Genomic DNA, 17796 nt, shown 5'->3' on the forward strand with positions numbered 1-17796 from the left:
CGTGCCGTGATTGTTCGGGAACGTCCGGCCCCTGTCGGAGACAGGGCCGGCGGCGGATCACGAAAGGAGGCGCGGAGGACCGGTCGGCCGGTGCCGGTCTGGTGTCTGGCTGGCCGGACGATAGAAATTGGCGGCGGAAAGCCGCGCTGGCGCCGGCCTCTGCGAGACGGAAATCACTGCGCCCGACAGGAAGCGCGCGTCATCGTCGCCGGCGGCGGGGGCGTTCTCGGCCAGCCGATGCTGTACCTGCCGGAAATCCTCGGCCAGAACATGGCCGGTCGGGCCGAAGGTGCCGCCGCCCAGCTCCAGAATGGCTGTCTGCGGGGCAAGGGCAATTGTCTGTTGCTGGGCCGGCGGGTGCGCGATCCCCAGCAACAGCCCGGCCAGCACCGCAAGCGCCAGGACGGCGCGCAGCAGGGAAACGGGCAGTGTTGGAGAGGAAGCGGTCAACCGGATCGTCCAGTCACACCGGGCTCATAACGCCACATTGGCGCAGCGCCACCGGTCACCGCCGATAGATGCGCCTTCGCGGGATGAGCGTCAAGAGGAGGCCCTTCCCAGCGCCGCGAGCAAGGCCCGCACTTCCGCCGCCGGATCCTCCGCGCGCATCACCCCGCCCATGCTGGCGACGGCGTCGGCGCCGGCCTTGATGCAGGGGCCGGCATTGTCGGCATCGATGCCGGCCAGCGCCACGATGGGAATTTGCAGCCGCGCGGCCGCCTTGCGCAGCCCCTCGATGCCCAGCGCCGGCCCATAGCCGGGCTTGCTGGCGCTGGCGAAGATCGGGCTCAGGGTCACATAGTCGGCCCCGGTATCCAGCGCCTTTTCTATCTCGTCCAGACTGTGCGCGGATTTGCCGATCAGGGCAGCCGGTCCCAGCGCGGCGCGGGCCGCCAGGGCGGAGCCGTCCGCCGGCAGGTGCAGCCCGGCCCTCAGCGCCTTCGCTGCCGCGACATCGCTGTTGATTGACAGGGTGGCGCCGCTGGCCGAGGTCAACGCCGATATCTGGCGCGCGAGATCCAGCAGCGCGTCCGGCGGCAGGTCCTTCTCGCGCAGCATGACCCAGCGGCAGCCCCCCTCCAGCGCTGCCGCCACGGTCTCGATCAGCGGGCGGGGGTTCTGCGTCCGGTCGGTGATCAGCAGCAGCGGCGCGGGAAGCGGCCTCAAGAGCCGATCATGCCGAGCTGCGGGCTCGACGCCTCGGCATAGCCCTTGCGCGGGATACGCCCGGCGCGGCGCGCGGCGCGGCCGGCGGCCACGGCGTCGCGCATGGCGGCCGCCATCAGCACCGGGTTGCGCGCCTTGGAGATGGCGGTGTTCAGCAGCACCGCGTCGGCGCCGATCTCCATCGCGCGGGCGGCGTCGGAGGCGGTGCCGATACCGGCATCGACGATTACCGGCACGGTGGAGCGGTTACACACCATCTCCAGATTATACGGGTTCACCAGCCCCATGCCGGAGCCGATGGGCGAGGCCAGCGGCATGACGGCGGCGCAGCCAACATCGGCCAGCTTCTGGCAGACCACCGGATCGTCGGTGCAGTAGGGCAGCACGATGAAGCCGTCCTTCACCAGCTCCTCCGCCGCCTCGACCAGCTGCGCGACGTCGGGGTACAGTGTCTCGCGGTCGCCGATCAGTTCCAGCTTCACCCAGTCGGTGCCGACCGCTTCGCGCCCCAGCTGCGCGGTCAGCACGGCGTCGCGTACGGTGCCGCAACCCGCCGTGTTGGGCAGCAGGTGGCAGCGGTCCTTCAGCACGTCCCACAGATTTTCGGCATGGGATTCGGTGCTGACCCGGCGGATCGACACGGTGACGATCTCCGCCGCGCTGGCCGTCAGCGCATCCAGCATGACCTGGCGGTTGGGGTAGCCCGCCGTGCCGATCAGCAGGCGAGAACCGAAGCTCTTGCCAGCCAGCGTGAAGGGGTCTTTCGCGGCGTTCTGTATAGCGTTCATGCTCTCACCCGCCCTGGAAGGGCTGTACGATCTCTATATCATCATTGGCGCTGACCGGAGTCGCCGCCCAGTCGCTGCGTTTCACGACCTTCTGGTTCGCCGCCACGGCGATGCCGGGCCGGCTGGCATCGATGCCCCGCTCGGCCAGCAGGGCGGCGATGGTCGTTGCCATCGTGCCGTAAGCTTTACCGTTCAGGCGGATCGGAACAACGGTCTTGCTGTCGCTCATCGCACTCATACTCATTCTGCGGCAATCTCGGACGTTGCCGCTGACTTAGCGGCGAAGCGCGCCAGCGTAAAGGGGGCGGCTTCGGAAAGTGTCCTGCCGGTCAGGATCTGCCGGGCGATGGCGTCGGCGGTGATCGGCGCCAGCAGGATGCCGTTGCGGTGGTGGCCGGTCGCCACCAGCAGCCCGTCGAGCCCGCTCTCGCCCAGGATCGGCGCGTCGTCGCGGCTGGTCGGGCGGAACCCCACCCACATCTCCTCGATCGGCAGTTCCTCAATGGCGGGGACCGCCCGCCAGGCGGCGTCCAGCAGCGCCAGCACGCCACCCGCCGTCATGTGCGGGTCATAGCCCTTTTCCTCGACGGTGGCGCCGACGATCAGGCGGCCATCGGCGCGCGGCACCAGATAGATTTTCGGTGCCCACAATACGGATGTGGCCAGCGGCGCTTTCGGGTCCATGCGCAGGCTCAGCATCTGGCCTTTCACCGGGCGCACCGGCGGCAGCGCGATGTCGGGCAGGCCGGGGATGTCGCGCGACCAGGAGCCGGCGGCCAGCACCACGATATCGGCCCTGTGGAGATTGTCGCCGATCCTAACGCCGACAGCGCGGCCGGCCTCGGTCTCGATGCCGGTGACCGGGCTGTTCTCGTGCAGCACCCCGCCTGCCTTCGCGAAGGCCGCCTGCAGTGCCGCGGCCAGCTTGCGGTTCTCGACCTGATGGTCATCGGGCGCCCAGACGGCACCGGTGATGCCGGGCCGCAGATAGGGCTCGCGCTTCCGGGCCTCGGCGCCGCTCAGCCAGTCGACGGCGAGGCCAAGGTCGCGCTGGAATTCGTAGGTGAAGCGCAGCTGCTCCGCCTCGTCGCGATTGGTGGCGGCGACCAGCGTGCCGGTCTCGCGATATTCGACATCGATGCCCGACGCCGCGTTCAGCTCGGCGGCGAAGCCGGGCCACAGCTTCTGGCTGGCCAGCGTCAGCGGCAGCAGGGATTCCTCGCCGGGCTCGGTTTCGGCATTGGCGGCCAGCATGCCGGCGGCGGCCCAGCTGGCGCCGCGCCCGGCCTGGCCGCGCTCGAACACGGAAACGCGGCAACCGGCCTGAGCCAGCCGCCAGCCGATGCCAAGGCCGCAGACGCCGGCACCGATGATGGCGACGGATGGTTTGCCGGGTAGTTTAGGTGACATGGTAACGCTCCCTTCGCTGGCATGATCCAGATCAGGTTCAATGGGTATGTTCTCAGCCGGATCGGCTCATCCCGCCCCGGCACCCCAGCTACACTATGCCATGTAATGGTTCTGCCATGAAATGCAACGGCGGGGCCGGAGCCCCGCCGTTTTCACATGCTCCGTATAGAGGTCGCACTGATCAGGGCAATGGCAGGCGGATGGTGGCGATGGTGCCCTGGCCGGGGGCGCTGGTCAGGGTGAATTCGCCGCCATGTAGTTCGACCAGCCGGCGGGCGAGCGGCAGGCCGATGCCGATGCCGTCATGCTGCCGCACCATCGCGTTGTCGAACTGCACGAAGGGGGTCATCGCTTCGGCCAGCCGGTCCTCCGGGATGCCGGGGCCGGTATCGGCGATGCGGATCGCCAGCCAGTGCGATTCCTCGATGTCGGCGGAAAGTGTGATCTGCCCGCCGGCCGGGGTGTGGCGCAGCGCGTTGGATAGCAGTTGGTCCAGAATCTGCTGCAGGCGGGCGCAGTCACACAGCAGCCGGGGCAGGTTCTCCGCGACCCTGGAGGTCAGTGTCACCCCGCGTTGCGCGGCTGCCGCGCCATGGCTTTGCAGGCAATCCGCCAGCGTCTCCCGGACATCGACATCGGTTTTGACGAGCGTCAGCATGCCGGCCTCGGCCTGCGAGACATCGAGAATCTTGGTGATGATCTGCAGCGCGCGGGTGCCGCTGTCGTGGATGTCGTTGATGTAATCCTTGTGCTTCGGGTTGCCGATCGGCCCCAGCACCTCGCTGCGCAGCATGTCGGAAAAGCCGATCACGGCGTTCATCGGCGTGCGCAGATGGTGGCTGAGCTGCGCCAGGGTCTGCCATTTATTGTGTTGCGCCAGCGCCAGTTCCTGGCGGGTGGCTTCCAGCCTCCGGTGTTCCCGGTCCAGTTCGTTTTCCAGCCGCAGCGTCTGGAGCAGCCGGCGGCTGTAGAACACCGAGATCACCGCCAGCATGATGGCGTAAAAAAGCACCTGCCCGCCCATCGCCAGATAGACCGGTTGCTTCAGCAGCAGCAGGCAGGCGGCAAGCGGCAGGGTGGCGCCCAGCAGATAGCCCAGATAGGCCGGCTGATACCAGCACAGGGCGGTGATGGCGCCGGCGGTCATGCCGGCGATCATGAAGCCGGCGAAGGCGAAATCCTCGACGCCGCCAACCGGCAGCAGCAGCACCGGCAGGCAGCCCCAGCTGAGGCCGCTCAGCACCGCGCCCGCGGTGAAGACATGCAGTTTCCGGCGGGCCGGCCAGGCTGATTTGCGCAGCCAGTGCGACAGCAAAAGCCGTGAGATGGCAAGGGCCGTCATGCCGGCGATCCAGGCCAGTTCGGTCGCCGCCGGCAGCGTATCCCACAACACGAAGAGGGAGAGCAGGGCGACGACGAGGTTGGTGAGGATCGTCGCCCGATTCCGCAACAGCCCGTCCGCCTGCTGCGGGGCGATATCCGGCACCGTTTCGTGGCTAAACAACTGATGCGTTCCTCGGGGCTGTCGCGTCGCGTTTGTCGGCGGGTAAGGCCTATGGAAATTAAAAGGTAATCATTGAGGGTTTGTTAAAACGCCCGCACGGCAGCAGCGGGGCCGAAGCCCCGCTGTTTATTAATCCCATCGAAATCGGCCTGCCTCAAGCAGTGCGGATGCGGTTCAGGAAATTGCCCATCTCATTGCGCAGCTGGGCCGCCGTACGGGACAATTCCTGGGCGCTGTCGAGCACCTGGCTGGCCGCCGTCCCACCCTCGGATGCCGCCTGGCTGACCTGGACGATGGCGCCGGAAACCTCCTGCGTGCCGGCCGAGGCCTGTTGTACATTGCGGGAAATTTCCTGCGTCGCCGCGTCCTGCTGCTCCACCGCCGAGGCGATGGTGGCGGCGATTTCGCGGCTTTCGCCGATCACCTGTGCGATTTCCTTGATGGCACCGACGGTGCGCTGGGTACCGCCCTGCACCTCGCCGATCTGGTGGGTGATCTCCTCGGTTGCCCGCGCAGTCTGGCTGGCCAGGTTCTTCACTTCCGAGGCCACAACCGCGAAGCCCTTGCCGGCCTCGCCTGCACGTGCCGCCTCGATGGTGGCATTCAGCGCCAGCAGGTTGGTCTGCTCGGCGATGGCCTGGATCAGGCTGACCACCTCGCCGATCTTCTGGGTGGCGGCCACCAGCCCCTCGGCGGTTGCCTGGGTCTGGGTGGCGGTGCCGACGGCGCGGTCGGCGACCTGGGAGGATTGCGTGACCTGGCTGCCGATTTCGCGGACCGAGGCCGCCAGCTCCTCGCAGGCCGTGGCCACGGTCTCGACATTGGCGCTGGCCTCGTTCGCGGCGGCTGCCACGGTGCTGGCCTGGGCGTTGGTTTCCTCCAGGCTGGCATTCAGGGTCTGTGCTGCCGCCTCAAGCTCCGTCGCCGCCGCCGAGACGATGCCGACGATGCTGCCGACGCTCTGCTCGAAACTGTCGGCCAGCGCGATCATCGCCTGCTTCTTCTCCGCTTCGGCACGTGCCTCGCGCTCGACCTGTTCCGCCTCCAGCCGCTTGATCTCGATGGTGCGCTGCTTGAAGGTCTGGAAGGCGAGGCCGACCTGGCCCACCTCGTCACGGCTGCGCACCTGGACATCGACGGTGGTATCGCCTTCGGCGAGTTTCAGCAGCGCATGGACGACCTGGGCCAGCGGCCGGGTGATCTGGCCGCGCACCAGCCAGGCCGAGATGCCGAAGCCCAGCATCGCGCCGACCAGCGACAGCACGATCATCATCTGCAGCGCGAACTGCTCATGCGCATAGGCGGTTTCCATCGACTGGGCGGTGAAGCTGTCCAGCTTGTTGATCAGGGCGACGAACTGCTTGTGCAGGATCTCCTCACTGGCCAGCACACCGGCCAGCATGCCCTCGGCCTGCTCGGTACGGCCCTCGCGGATCGCCGTGGTGATCGCGCGAACCTGGTCCGACAGGATGATGAAATTCTTGTCGATGGCTTCCAGATCGTGCAGGGCGGTGCTGTATTCCTCGACTTCCGCCGCATTCTTGGCATTGGCGATGGCCTGTTTCGCCAGATCTTCGGCCGATCGGATTTCCTGATAGACCCGCGGAGTCAGATCTTCCAGCGCGGTGATCGCCGCCCGCAGGCTGTTCTCATTGGCATCGGACCGCAGGCCTCCGAGGCGGGTCACCCGCTCCACTAACACCGCCTGCTCCAGCTGATGTTCGGAAACCTTGTGAACCATCGCGGTCAGCGGCATGTCATTGCGCACCACCGACTGCATTTCCTCGCCGATCAGTGAAAGCTGCCAGACGGCGGTGCCGCCGACAGCGAAAGTGAAAGCAACGCAGAGGCCGACGATGGCCATCAGCTTCTGCATGACGGAGAGGCTGCGGCCGCTCCGCTCAGTGCGGGCCGGGCTGCCCGCCAGGACGATGTCGCTCATAGGAGGATTCCCTTTCGGAATTCAGATCACATTGAAACGAATTTTCGGTGTTATTTCGAAAATTTCATGACGAATGATCTGCGATATTTCTTAAGTTAAGATTAACGTAATCCAAGAATTATTCTAAAAAATCAAATACGCGTTCATTCTTCTTGTTGTTGGGTTAATCAATTTTAACCACTCGAAGTATTGGTTAAAGCTTAATTAAGGACTCGCCTTCGGTGGGACTTAGACGAATGGGGTCTGGAGGCTTCTGAGGTGAGTCGGTTGCCCTGCAGGTGGGTAATGACGTTAGATACGCGCGCCCGCTGCCCGTGGATCACCCGGAGCGAAAAGGAGAAGGCGGCATGAGCGTGCTGGTCACCGGCGTTGCCGGCTTCATCGGCTTCCATCTGGCGGCGGCGCTGCTGCGCGCCGGGCAGCGCGTGGTCGGCATCGACAATCTGAACGATTATTACGACCCGGCGCTGAAGCGCGCCCGGTTGGATGCATTACCGGAAGGCGATTTCCGCTTCATCGAGGCCGATCTGGCGGAGGCGGAGACCGTGCGCGCGGCGCTGGCCGGCGAGGGAAGGTTCGACGCCATCGTGAATCTGGCGGCGCAGGCCGGCGTGCGCTATTCGCTGGAACACCCGCAAGCCTATGTGCGCAGCAACATCCAGGGCTTCCTGACCGTGCTGGAACTGGCCCGGCATCATGAAGGGCCAGATGGCGGACCGGCGCATCTGGTCTATGCCAGCTCTTCCTCGGTCTATGGCGCGAACCGCAAGCTGCCCTTCGCGGTGGGCGACCCGACCGACCGGCCGGTCTCCTTCTATGGTGCGACCAAGAAGGCGAACGAGGCGATGGCCTATTCCTATGCCAGCCTCTATGGCATCCCGGCGACGGGCCTGCGCTTCTTCACCGTCTATGGGCCGTGGGGCCGGCCCGACATGGCGCCATACCTGTTCGCCGATGCGATCTTCGCCGGCCGGCCGATCAAGCTGTTCAACCGCGGCGAGATGGCGCGCGACTTCAGCTATATCGACGATGTGATCGCCGGCGTCATGGCCGCCATCGACCGCCCGCCGGCAGCGGACGAGGCGGGGGTGCGTCACAAACTCTATAATCTCGGCAACAGCCGACAGGAGCCGCTGCGTCGCTTCCTGTCGGTGATGGAGCAGGCCGCCGGGCGCACGGCGATGATCGAGGAACTGCCGATGCAGGCCGGCGACGTGACCGCGACCCATGCCGATATCGAGGCGAGCCGCCGTGACCTCGGCTATGACCCGGCCACGCCCATCGATGAGGGCGTGCCGCGCTTCATCGACTGGTTCCGCCGGTACAGGGGGCTATGAAAAAGGCCGGCGGGTCGCCCCGCCGGCCTGTTCTTCTTGGTATGCCGCCCGCGCTCAGTGCAGGGTCTTCAGCACATCGCCCAGCGTGCCGAACATCTCGTCGATGTGGCTCTTCTCCAGGATCAGCGGCGGGGAGAGCGCGATGATGTCGCCGGTGGTGCGGATCAGCAGCCCCTTCTCATAGGCCTTGCCGAACGCCTCCATGGCGCGCGCCGTCGGCTTGCCGGGGATGCCTTCCAGCTCGATGCCGGCGATGATGCCGAGATTGCGCAGGTCGGTGACCGGGCCGACGCCCTTCAGCGAATGCACGGCGTCCTCCCAGTAGGGCGCCAGCTCGGCGGCGCGCTCGAACAGCCCTTCTTCCTTATAGACGTCGAGCGTGGCGAGGCCGGCGGCGGCGGCCAGCGGATGGCCGGAATAGGTGTAGCCGTGGAACAGCTCGATGGTGCCTTCGGGCGCATTGTCCATGAAGGTGTCGTAGATGCCCTGCTTGGCGAATACAGCACCCATCGGCACGCAGCCGTTGGTCAGCCCCTTGGCGGTGGTGATGAGGTCCGGCTTCACGCCGAAATGCTCGGTGGCGAAGCTGGAGCCGAGACGGCCGAAGCCGGTGATGACCTCGTCGAAGATCAGCAGGATGCCGTGCTTGTCGCAGATGCTGCGCAGCTTCTGCAGATAGCCCTTCGGCGGGATCAGCACGCCGGTCGAGCCGGCCACCGGCTCGACGATGACGGCGGCGATGTTGGAGGCGTCATGCAGCGTGACCAGCCGCTCCAGCTCGTCGGCCAGATGCCCGCCCCATTCCGGCTGGCCACGGGTGAAGGCCTGGTTTTCCGGGCTGTGGGTGTGCGGCAGATGATCGACGCCGGGCAGCAGGCTGCCGAAGAATTTGCGGTTGGAGACGATGCCGCCGACCGAGATGCCGCCGAAGCCGACGCCGTGATAGCCGCGCTCGCGGCCGATCAGCCGGGTCCGTGTGCCTTCGCCGCGCACCCGGTGATAGGCGATGGCGATCTTCAGCGCGGTATCGACCGATTCCGACCCGCCGCCGGTGAAGAACACCCGGTCATAGCCGGGCAGCATGGTGGTCAGCCGGCTCGCCAGCTCGAAGGACAGCGGGTGGCCCATCTGGAAGGACGGCGCGTAATCCAGCTTTTCCGCCTGCTTCTGGATCGCCTTCACGATCTTCTCGCGGCGGTGGCCGGCATTCACGCACCACAGGCCGGCGGTGCCGTCGAGGATGCGGCGGCCATCGGCGGTGGTATAGTGCATGCCCTCGGCCTCGACCAGCATGCGCGGGTTCTTCTTGAAGGCCCGGTTCGCGGTGAACGGCATCCAGTAGGATTCGAGGTCGTTCGGACGGGTAATGTCCTGATAGTTGGTGTCCATTGCGAGGCAACTCCCTGTCATGCGTAGCCTGTCATGCGCCTTATCTAATCACTACCGCGTCCCTGACCCGCCGGTAAAGGGGTGGGCGGTAAAGTGCCGCCGATGATCGGGCATGGCAGGCTTGCATCCGCGCAGCGCCCGACCGAGATATGATCGGCACCGTGATCAGGGGAAATACCATGACCGACCGTTCGTACTTCCTGCCGCCGCGCCGCCTGCTGCGGATTTCCGGCGAGGATCGCCAGACCTTTCTGCAGGGGCTGGTATCCAACGATGTGGCGAAGGCGACGCCGGACCGCGCGATCTGGTCGGCGCTGCTGACGGCGCAGGGCAAGTTCCTGCACGATTTCTTCATTACCGAGCATGATGGCGGCTATCTGCTGGATGCGGAGGCCGCGCGCATCGACGATCTGAAGCGCCGGCTGTCGCTCTACCGTATGCGTGCCAGGGCCGCAATCGAGGCGGTCGAGGGCTGGACGGTCGCCATCGCCTGGGGTGAAGACACGCTGAAGGCGCTGGATCTGCCGGATGAAGCCGGCGCGGCGGTACCCTTCGGCGGCGGCGTGGCCTTCGCCGATCCGCGCCTGGCCGGGGCGGGCGCGCGGCTCTACCTGCCCGATGCCGCAGCGCTGGAGGCGGCCGGCTTCACGCCCGGCGATCCGGCGGATTATGACCGGCTGCGGATATCGCTGGGCCTGCCGGATGGCAGCCGCGACATGCAGGTGGAGAAGGCGATCCTGCTGGAGAACGGCTTTGACGAGCTGCACGGCGTTGACTGGAAGAAGGGCTGCTATGTCGGCCAGGAGCTGACGGCGCGCACGAAATATCGCGGCCTCATCAAGAAGCGGCTGCTGCCGGTCGGCATCGCGGGGCCGCTGCCCGAGCCGGGTGCGATCATCGAAGCCGATGGCCGCGAGGCCGGCGAGATGCGCAGTGCGGTTGATGGGCCGGACTTTTCAGTCGGTCTCGCCCTGCTGCGGCTGGAGGCGCTGGAGAGCGGTGCCGCGCTGACCATCGGCGAGACGGTGCTGACGCCCTTGATGCCGGACTGGGTTGCGCTGCCGGAGAAGAAATCCGCCTGACCCGTATGGTTTTCCCGTGTGCATGCTTTTCCTGATGCAACGGGGCGTTACGGCAATCGCGATTGACCCATCCTCCCTGCCATGGTGTCTGCTGCCGGTATCGGCACGGATAGCGGACGGCGAACACAGTGACGGCGGCTTCGGACACATCTTCGGTATCTCTCGGGCGCGGGCCGGTCATCGGTGCTGTGATGATGGTGTGTTCCTGCGCGCTGATCGCCGCGACCAGCCTGATGGCGAAGGCGCTCGGCCCGCTTGGCAGCGTGGCGCTGGGCATCGAGGGGGCGCCGCTGCATCCGCTGCAGGTGAGCGCCGGACGCTTCGGCTTCGCCTTCCTGACGCTGCTGCTGATCATGACGGTCTGGCGGCCGCGCTTTCACGGCATCCAATGGGGTACCCACGCCGCGCGCAGCGCGGTCGGCTGGGCCGGCGTGTCCTGCATGTTCGCCGCCGCCGCGCATATGAACCTGGCCGACGCCATGGCGATCAGCTTCCTCAGCCCGATCTTCACGATGATGCTGGCGATCCCCTTCCTGGGGGAGAAGGTCGGCCGCTGGCGCTGGGCGGCGGCGGCGATCGCGCTGGCCGGCGGCATGCTGATCGTGCGGCCGGGCACCGATGCCTTCCAGATCGTCGCGCTGGTGGCGCTGTCCGCCGCCTTGCTGATGGGGGCGGAGGCGATCCTCATCAAGCGGCTGACCAGCCGCGAAGCGCCCTTCCAGATTCTGGTGGTGAATAACGGCATCGGTGCCGCCATCGCGCTGACGGCGGTGCTCTTCGTCTGGCAGCCGCCGGTCCCTGTGCAGTGGGGGGTGATGGCAACCATCGGCGTCACCATGCTGTGCGCCCAGATGTTCTTCCTGCAGGCGATGCGCCGCGCCGAGGCCAGCTACGTGATCCCGTTCTATTACGCGACGCTGATCTTCGCGACCTTCTATGATTTCGTGGTGTTCGGCGATCTGCCGGCCTGGATCAGCGTGGCCGGCGCCGGCCTCATCGTCGGCGGTGCCCTGCTGCAGGTCTGGCGCGAGAAGCTGGCCCGCGAGCGCAAGGCTGCAACCAAAGCGTAACCCTTCCTGTCTTGCGCCGGTGCCAGCTTGCGGCGAAGCTGCCGGAACCTTCTGCGACCGGATATCCCGCCATGAGTTCGCCGCCCCGCCATTCCGTTCTTGATATCTTCCTCGTCTTTCTGCGGCTGGGCTGCACCTCCTTCGGCGGGCCGGTCGCGCATATCGGCTATTTCCGTGAGGAGTTCGTCAGCCGCCGGCACTGGCTCGATGAGCAGGCCTATGCCGATCTGGTGGCGCTGGGCCAGTTCCTGCCGGGGCCGGCCTCCAGCCAGGTCGGCTTCGCCATCGGCACGCTGCTGGGCGGGCGGCTGGGCGGCATCGCTGCCTGGATCGCCTTTACCCTGCCGTCCGCCCTGCTGATGGCACTGTTCGCCGCCGGCGTGATGGCGCTGGGCGAGACCCGGGCAGACTGGCAGCAGGGCGCGCTGAAGGGGCTGAAGCTGGTGGCGCTGGCGGTGGTGGCGCAGGCGGTCTGGGGCATGGCGCGGTCGCTGTGCCCGGACCGCGAGCGTGCGACGCTGACGGTGGCGGCGGCCCTGATCGTCGTGCTCGGAGCGGGGGAGGGGGCCGGGGCGGTGGCGCAGATTGCCGCCATCCTGCTGGGGGCCATTGTCGGTGCGGCGCTGCTGAAGCCCGCCGGCGGCAACGGCGTCAGCCCTGTCGTGGCACCCTATGGCCGGGGGTTCGGCTGGCTCTGCCTCGTGCTGTTCTTCACCCTTCTCATCGGTCTGCCGCTGGCGGACCCGATCATCGACACGCTGTGGTTCTCGGCCTTCGACAGTTTCTTTCGCATCGGCGCGCTGGTGTTCGGCGGCGGCCATGTCGTGCTGCCGCTGTTGCAGGCGGAGGTGGTCGGTCCGGGCTGGGTCGGGCGGGAAATCTTCATCGCCGGCTATGGCGCGGCGCAGGCGATGCCGGGGCCGCTGTTCACCATCGCCTCCTATCTCGGCATGATGATGGGCGGCAGCGTCGTGGCCGGCCTGTGCGGCGCGGTGCTGGTGACGCTGGCGATCTTCCTGCCGGCCGGCCTCTTGATGTGGGGGGCGCTGCCCTTCTGGTCGTCCCTGAGGGCGCATCCGAAGGCGCAATCGGTGCTGATGGGGGTGAACGCCGCCGTGGTCGGGCTGCTGCTGGCCGCACTCTATGACCCGGTCTTCACCACCGCCGTCGCCGGCGCGCCCGATCTGGCGGCGGCGCTGGTCTGTTTCGCGGCGCTGCAATTCTGGAAGGCGCCGCCCTGGGCGGTGGTGGTGCTGGCCGGCCTCGCGGGGGCCGCGCTCTACAGCCTTTAGCGCACCGTACGCCCGTCCAGAGTCAGCAGCGGCGCATAGAGTTCCGGCCGGCGGTCGCGGAAGAAACCCCAGCCGGCGCGCTCGGCACGGATGCGGTCGATATCGAAGCTGGCGGTGATGACCGTCTCGTCGCTGCGGTTGGCCTCCGCCACCATCTGTCCCTTATGGTCGGCGATGAAGGAGGAGCCGTAGAAACTGATGCCGGCGGCATCGCCTTCCTCGCGCCCGATGCGGTTGCTGGCCACCAGCGGCACCATGTTCGCCGCCGCATGGCCGCGCATCACGGTCTGCCAGTGATCTTTCGAATCCAGAGTTTCATCCTGTGGTTCGCTGCCGATGGCGGTCGGGTAGAACAGGAAATCCGCGCCCATCAGCGCCATGGTCCGGGCGCATTCCGGGAACCACTGGTCCCAGCAGATGCCCACGCCCAGCCGGCCGAAGCGCGTGTCCCAGACCCTGAAGCCGGTATCGCCGGGGTTGAAGTAGTATTTCTCCTGATAGCCCGGCCCGTCGGGGATGTGTGACTTGCGGTAAATGCCCAGGATCGACCCGTCGGTATCCACCATCGCCAGCGAATTGTAATAGGCGTTGTTGGCGCGCTCGAACACGCTGACCGGCAGCACCACGCCCAGCTCCGCCGCCAGCGCCTGAAACCGTGCGACAGCCGGGTTCTCGTCAATGGGTTTGGCGAGCGCGAACAGCTCCAGCTTCTGATCGACGCAGAAATAGGGCGTCTCGAACAATTCCTGGATCAGCACGATGTTGGCGCCGCGCCCGGCCGCCTCGCGCACCAGCTTTTCCGCCTTCGCGATATTGGCCGCACTGTCCCAGGAACAGGCCATCTGGCTGGCGGCAACAATGATCTCGGTCATGCGTCTTTTCCTCATCCTGTCCCGGGGGCTGTCCCGGGGGCTGTCGCGGGGGCGCTTGCCGGTGATATGGCGATGCCGCTACGCTGTACAATGAGAATCGTCGATTTGTCAGTCTGTTATAGGTCGATCACGACAATATTATTGGAATTGAATAAAACCACATGCAATCCTGCTCAAAAGGGAATGGAACGCAAAGGCGGCGTCATGAAAGACCCGAAACCGGGCATCTGGGACACGGACATGAAGCTGGAATCGCCGCTGCTACAGCGGCTCCATGTGCTCTGGCGGGAGAAGTGCCAGGGCCAGCTTCTACCGGCCCGCGCCGATTTCGATCCGCTGGAGATGCGCGATTGTCTCGGCAGCGTGTTCCTGGTCGAGGCGCTGCCGGACGATGATGATTTCCGCTACACGCTGGTGGGCAGCGACATCACCAGGGCGGTGCAGCGCGACAGCACCGGCAAGCTGATCGGCGAGGTGTTCGGCGCCGCCGGTCTGGCGCTGTACCGCAAGGTGCGCGACGAGTGCCGGCCGATCCGCGTGCATGGGCCTGTCGATTGGCTGGGCCGGGACTATATCGCCTATGAGACCGTTGTCCTGCCGCTGGCGGATGACGGCAAGCAGGTAAACCGCTTCATCGGTGGAATGGTCTTCCGGATGGCAGGCGGATGAAGGCGCATGCGCTATGGACGATGATGGCTACATCCCGCATGAAGACGTCGTCCTCGATATTGAGGTGCGCCTCGAATCGCCCCGACTGATCTCGCTGCACGATCTCTGGCGGGGCAAATGCCGCGAGGGCCGCCTGCCGGCGCGCCGGGACTTCGACCCACCGGAGATGAAGGATGTTCTGGGCGCCATCTTCCTGACCGAATATGTGCCGGAACAGGATGATTTCCGCTACACGCTGATCGGTACCGAGATCGTGAAATGGGTCGGGGTGGACAATACCGGCCGCATGGTCGGCGAGTTGTTCGGTGATCATGGCCGGTCCTTCTACCGGCTTGTTCGCACCTCAAGAAAGCCGGCGCGTATCCACGGCACCGTGCATTGGCGCGACAAGCGGCATGTGCGCTTCGAGCTTCTGGCCCTGCCGCTGGCCGATGACGGGGAGAGCGTGGACCGGATCATGGGTGCCACGGTGTACTGGCTGGAATCCTTTACATGAAAGAGGCTCGGGTGCGCTGGTAATTCGGTCTTGTCTTGCAATCCAGTCGCAGTATCGCGGCGCGGTCCCGGGATTTTTCTTGCGATTTTTTGGTAAAGATCGCGTTGTGACCTTAATTTATAATCCGATAGTCCTCAATTTTGCGTAGCATTAAATGTATGCGACGAATGTAGTCTGACTGCATGGGCATATTCGTATATATTGAATAAAAATCGATCCAGTGACGCAGAAAGCGGCTCGAGCGTTTGGCCATGACGATTGAAGATACCAATAAGGGCACCGATACGGTGCCAGGCACGCTCCCGGCGGATGATACTCCAGCGCTTGTTCAAAGCCCCCGCGACGATGCCACAGCGGATTATGGGATGGACATCCAGTCGCCGATGCTGATGCGGCTCTATGAGTTGTGGCGGAACAGGCATCTCGAAGGCACGTTGCCGGGCCGCCGCGATTTCGACCCGGTCGAGATGAAGGATTGTCTGGGCAACATCTTCATCCTCGAATATGTCCCCGATATCGATAATTTCCGCTACACGCTGATCGGCACCAAGATCGTCAACTGGGTCGGTGTGGACAATACCGGCAAGCTGGTGGACGAGATTTTCGACGACCGCATGCGGCAGTTCTACAAGGGGCTGCAGGCACGCCAGGTGCCGGTCCGCACCTCAGGAAAAGTGGTCTGGCGGGACAAGGAGCATGTCGCCTACGAGTTGGTCACCCTGCCGCTGTCCGACGACAAGCGGACGGTGAACCGCTTCATCGGGGCGATGGACTTCCATATGAAGTGCTGACCGGGGCCGCTGCTAACCGGGCAACCGGTCAGGGCATCGGTTCCTGCTGGGTGATGCAATGCACGCCGCCACCGCCCTCGAACAGGATGGTGCCGGGCACGGTGACGATCTCGCGCTCCGGGAACACGGATTGCAGCGTGGCGATGGCGGGGCCGTCCGCCGGATCGTCATAGACCGGCAGCACCAGCCCCTGTTTCCCGCCCGGCACGCCGGCCAGATAGAAATTCACATAGGACATCGGCAGCCGCCCGCCTGTGGCCTCGTCCTCGCGGCGTTCCGGCTGTTCGATCTCCACCACCTCCAGTTTCCGGCCCTTTGCATCCGTCGCGGCCTTCAGCGCCCGCAGATTTTCCTGCAGCGTCTCGTAGTCGCTGTCCGCCGGATCGCGTGTGACCTGCGCCAGAACAAGGCCGGGCCGGGCGAAGCAGGCCACCGTGTCGATATGCCCGTCGGTGCCGACCGGCCCGTAATCGCCGTCCAGGCCGCCGGGCAGCCAGATCACCTTCTCCGCACCGGTCGCGGCGCACAGTTCCTGCTCGATCTCGACATGGGTCAGGTCGGGATTGCGGTTCCGGTTCAGGATCGTGGTCTCGACCGCCAGCAGCGTGCCCTCGCCATCGACATGGATGGCCCCGCCCTCATTCACCAGCGCGGAGGGGCGGCGCGCGATGCCCTCGCGTTCCAGTATCCAGCCGGCCAGTGCCGCGTCGCGCGCATGCGGCTGGCGTTCGCCCCAGCCATTGAACACCCAGTCGGTGCCAGCGATGCCACCCGCGCCGTCTATCACGAAGCTGGGGCCGGTGTCGCGCAGCCAGGAATCGTCATAGGCGACCTCGATCACCTCCGCCACGCCGTCGAGCAGCCGGCGGGCGGTGGGCGCATCTTCGGGGTTGGCCAGCATGCGCACCGGCTCGAACCGGCCGATGGCGCGGGCGACGGCGACGAAGGCGGCATGTGCCTCTGGTGTCTTCTCGCCCCACAGCCGCGTGCCGGCCGGCCAGGCCATCCAGCAGCGCCGGTGCGGGTGCCATTCGCCGGGCATATGGAAGGTGCCGGTCATTCCTGTTCCTCAACCATGAAGCTGTCGAAGGTGCGCCAGAATTCCAGCCGGATGGCGTCCCGTTCAAGCAGGATTTCGTGTTCGGCCTCTGGAAAATCGACAATGCGGCAGGCCGGCATGTGCCGGGCAAGGTCGTGCTGGGCGGCGCTGCGCACGATGCGGTCGCGCCCGGCGCTGGCGATCAGCACCGGCGTGGCGATCCCAGCGGCATAGGCAGGCCGGCGCAACAGCGTCATGCTGTCGAAGGCGCTGTCCAGCCAGCGCCAGGTCGGGCCGCCCAGCGCGAGTTCGGGATCGTCCAGGATGAATTGCTTGGTGCGTTCGAAACGGTCCCGGTCGCCGGTCAGCGGATTGCCCTCGAAACGCTTCTTCGCCGGGTCGTAGGGGCCGGTGTTCGGTACATAGGAATCGGGGGCGAGAAGCACCATCGCGCAGGCGATGGTGCGGCTGATTGCGGGCGGCAGGAAGCCCGACCAGATATCGATCATCGGTGCCACGGCCACGGCGCGGCGGAAATCGCCGCCGCGGTTATGCAGCAGCCGCAGGAGGTTGTGCCCACCCATGGAGTGGCCGAGACCGTAGAGCGGCCGGCCCGCCGCCAGCGGCAGGGCGATCTCGTCCAGCAATTGCCGTGCGTCCTGCTGGAAATGGCCGAAATCCAGCACATGGCCCTTGTGACGGTCGGCCAGCCGCGGGTCCGACTTGCCCTGGCCGCGCCAGTCCAGCACCACGCAATCATAGCCGCGTGCCGCCAGATCCCCCACCGTCTCCAGATATTTCTCGATGAATTCGGTGAAGCCCGGCAGCACCAGGAAACAGCCGTGCGCGCCCTCGCGCCGGAAGGTCGCGTAGCGCAGCCGCGCGCCGTCGCTGGCGGTCAGCCAGCCGACGCTGCCGCCGGCCTGTTGGATCGGTTCTGACATGCTG

The 17796-nt window shown here is 66.0% G+C and carries 18 protein-coding genes and 1 riboswitch; of the genes, 7 read left to right on the plus strand and 11 right to left on the minus strand.

The window, feature by feature from the left end:
* Positions 1–57 precede the first annotated feature (57 nt).
* The 7 genes from BKM74_RS04815 to BKM74_RS04845 all read right to left on the minus strand — a co-directional run bounded on the left by BKM74_RS04815 (position 58) and on the right by BKM74_RS04845 (position 6811).
* Entirely contained in the window at positions 58–450 is a 393-nt protein-coding gene (locus tag BKM74_RS04815) for a hypothetical protein (RefSeq protein WP_086464546.1), read from the minus strand.
* Positions 451–540: 90 nt separating this feature from the next.
* A complete protein-coding gene (locus BKM74_RS04820) occupies positions 541–1167 on the minus strand; it encodes a thiamine phosphate synthase (protein WP_086464547.1) in 627 nt (208 codons plus the stop codon).
* Positions 1164–1955, minus strand: coding sequence for a thiazole synthase (gene thiG, locus BKM74_RS04825; RefSeq protein ID WP_086464548.1), 792 nt, complete (start codon positions 1953–1955; stop codon positions 1164–1166). Before thiG ends, BKM74_RS04820 begins: the two co-directional genes overlap by 4 nt.
* Positions 1956–1959: 4 nt before the next feature.
* Complete coding sequence (thiS, locus tag BKM74_RS04830) at positions 1960–2184, minus strand: sulfur carrier protein ThiS (RefSeq protein WP_086464654.1); 225 nt, start codon at positions 2182–2184, stop codon at positions 1960–1962.
* Positions 2185–2195: 11 nt separating this feature from the next.
* Positions 2196–3365 carry a glycine oxidase ThiO gene (thiO, locus tag BKM74_RS04835; RefSeq protein WP_086464549.1) on the minus strand — a complete coding sequence of 390 codons (1170 nt, stop codon included), beginning with the start codon at positions 3363–3365 and terminating at the stop codon, positions 2196–2198.
* Positions 3355–3462: riboswitch (TPP riboswitch) on the minus strand. It overlaps the preceding gene by 11 nt.
* An 84-nt stretch (positions 3463–3546) precedes the next feature.
* Complete coding sequence (locus BKM74_RS04840; RefSeq protein WP_140056020.1) at positions 3547–4869, minus strand: sensor histidine kinase; 1323 nt, start codon at positions 4867–4869, stop codon at positions 3547–3549.
* A 154-nt stretch (positions 4870–5023) separates the two neighbouring features.
* The gene (locus BKM74_RS04845; RefSeq protein ID WP_140056021.1) at positions 5024–6811 is read right to left on the minus strand and encodes a methyl-accepting chemotaxis protein; all 1788 of its coding nucleotides are present in this window, start codon (positions 6809–6811) and stop codon (positions 5024–5026) included.
* 347 nt (positions 6812–7158) lie between these two features.
* Between BKM74_RS04845 and BKM74_RS04850 the strand changes: the two genes are divergently transcribed.
* Positions 7159–8148 carry an SDR family NAD(P)-dependent oxidoreductase gene (locus BKM74_RS04850; RefSeq protein ID WP_086464551.1) on the plus strand — a complete coding sequence of 330 codons (990 nt, stop codon included), beginning with the start codon at positions 7159–7161 and terminating at the stop codon, positions 8146–8148.
* A 54-nt stretch (positions 8149–8202) separates the two neighbouring features.
* On the opposite strand, the gene BKM74_RS04855 is transcribed toward BKM74_RS04850, so the two are convergent.
* Positions 8203–9537: an aspartate aminotransferase family protein gene (locus BKM74_RS04855; RefSeq protein WP_086464552.1), complete on the minus strand. Its 1335-nt coding sequence runs from the start codon at positions 9535–9537 to the stop codon at positions 8203–8205.
* 179 nt (positions 9538–9716) lie between these two features.
* Between BKM74_RS04855 and ygfZ the strand changes: the two genes are divergently transcribed.
* The 3 genes from ygfZ to chrA all read left to right on the plus strand — a co-directional run bounded on the left by ygfZ (position 9717) and on the right by chrA (position 12981).
* Positions 9717–10619 (plus strand): CAF17-like 4Fe-4S cluster assembly/insertion protein YgfZ, encoded by a 903-nt coding sequence (gene ygfZ / locus BKM74_RS04860; RefSeq protein ID WP_086464656.1) that lies wholly within the window; start codon positions 9717–9719, stop codon positions 10617–10619.
* Between the two features lie 128 nt (positions 10620–10747).
* Positions 10748–11689: a DMT family transporter gene (locus tag BKM74_RS04865; protein ID WP_245825800.1), complete on the plus strand. Its 942-nt coding sequence runs from the start codon at positions 10748–10750 to the stop codon at positions 11687–11689.
* A 71-nt stretch (positions 11690–11760) separates the two neighbouring features.
* On the plus strand, positions 11761–12981 hold the full coding sequence (chrA, locus tag BKM74_RS04870; RefSeq protein WP_086464554.1) for a chromate efflux transporter: 1221 nt from the start codon (positions 11761–11763) through the stop codon (positions 12979–12981).
* Here chrA and aguB read toward each other — a convergent pair.
* Positions 12978–13853: an N-carbamoylputrescine amidase gene (gene aguB, locus BKM74_RS04875; protein ID WP_086464555.1), complete on the minus strand. Its 876-nt coding sequence runs from the start codon at positions 13851–13853 to the stop codon at positions 12978–12980. The two genes, chrA and aguB, sit on opposite strands and share 4 nt — an antisense overlap.
* Before the next feature lie 204 nt (positions 13854–14057).
* Between aguB and BKM74_RS04880 the strand changes: the two genes are divergently transcribed.
* The 3 genes from BKM74_RS04880 to BKM74_RS04890 all read left to right on the plus strand — a co-directional run bounded on the left by BKM74_RS04880 (position 14058) and on the right by BKM74_RS04890 (position 15809).
* The gene (locus tag BKM74_RS04880; RefSeq protein WP_086464657.1) at positions 14058–14522 is read left to right on the plus strand and encodes a PAS domain-containing protein; all 465 of its coding nucleotides are present in this window, start codon (positions 14058–14060) and stop codon (positions 14520–14522) included.
* A 13-nt stretch (positions 14523–14535) separates the two neighbouring features.
* Positions 14536–15018, plus strand: a complete 483-nt coding sequence (locus BKM74_RS04885; protein WP_086464556.1) for a PAS domain-containing protein — start codon at positions 14536–14538, stop codon at positions 15016–15018.
* A gap of 365 nt (positions 15019–15383) precedes the next feature.
* Entirely contained in the window at positions 15384–15809 is a 426-nt protein-coding gene (locus BKM74_RS04890) for a PAS domain-containing protein (protein ID WP_245825802.1), read from the plus strand.
* Positions 15810–15837: 28 nt separating this feature from the next.
* Here the strand turns inward: BKM74_RS04890 and BKM74_RS04895 are convergent, their stop codons facing one another.
* Both BKM74_RS04895 and BKM74_RS04900 read right to left on the minus strand, forming a co-directional pair.
* Positions 15838–16869, minus strand: a complete 1032-nt coding sequence (locus tag BKM74_RS04895) for an agmatine deiminase family protein (protein WP_245825804.1) — start codon at positions 16867–16869, stop codon at positions 15838–15840.
* Entirely contained in the window at positions 16866–17792 is a 927-nt protein-coding gene (locus BKM74_RS04900) for an alpha/beta fold hydrolase (RefSeq protein ID WP_086464558.1), read from the minus strand. The genes BKM74_RS04895 and BKM74_RS04900 overlap by 4 nt, the downstream gene beginning before the upstream one ends.
* Positions 17793–17796 lie beyond the last annotated feature (4 nt).

The organism is Oceanibaculum nanhaiense, from assembly GCF_002148795.1.
GTDB lineage: Bacteria > Pseudomonadota > Alphaproteobacteria > Oceanibaculales > Oceanibaculaceae > Oceanibaculum > Oceanibaculum nanhaiense.

Coding starts and splice junctions, on each gene's coding strand:
- thiG (WP_086464548.1), bottom strand. CDS start 1,955: ATGAACGCTATACAGAACGCCGCGAAAGACCCCTTCACGCTGGCTGGC.
- thiS (WP_086464654.1), bottom strand. CDS start 2,184: ATGAGCGACAGCAAGACCGTTGTTCCGATCCGCCTGAACGGTAAAGCT.
- thiO (WP_086464549.1), bottom strand. CDS start 3,365: ATGTCACCTAAACTACCCGGCAAACCATCCGTCGCCATCATCGGTGCC.
- BKM74_RS04845 (WP_140056021.1), bottom strand. CDS start 6,811: ATGAGCGACATCGTCCTGGCGGGCAGCCCGGCCCGCACTGAGCGGAGC.
- BKM74_RS04850 (WP_086464551.1), top strand. CDS start 7,159: ATGAGCGTGCTGGTCACCGGCGTTGCCGGCTTCATCGGCTTCCATCTG.
- BKM74_RS04855 (WP_086464552.1), bottom strand. CDS start 9,537: ATGGACACCAACTATCAGGACATTACCCGTCCGAACGACCTCGAATCC.
- ygfZ (WP_086464656.1), top strand. CDS start 9,717: ATGACCGACCGTTCGTACTTCCTGCCGCCGCGCCGCCTGCTGCGGATT.
- chrA (WP_086464554.1), top strand. CDS start 11,761: ATGAGTTCGCCGCCCCGCCATTCCGTTCTTGATATCTTCCTCGTCTTT.
- aguB (WP_086464555.1), bottom strand. CDS start 13,853: ATGACCGAGATCATTGTTGCCGCCAGCCAGATGGCCTGTTCCTGGGAC.
- BKM74_RS04880 (WP_086464657.1), top strand. CDS start 14,058: ATGAAAGACCCGAAACCGGGCATCTGGGACACGGACATGAAGCTGGAA.
- BKM74_RS04885 (WP_086464556.1), top strand. CDS start 14,536: ATGGACGATGATGGCTACATCCCGCATGAAGACGTCGTCCTCGATATT.
- BKM74_RS04890 (WP_245825802.1), top strand. CDS start 15,384: ATGGACATCCAGTCGCCGATGCTGATGCGGCTCTATGAGTTGTGGCGG.
- BKM74_RS04895 (WP_245825804.1), bottom strand. CDS start 16,869: ATGACCGGCACCTTCCATATGCCCGGCGAATGGCACCCGCACCGGCGC.
- BKM74_RS04900 (WP_086464558.1), bottom strand. CDS start 17,792: ATGTCAGAACCGATCCAACAGGCCGGCGGCAGCGTCGGCTGGCTGACC.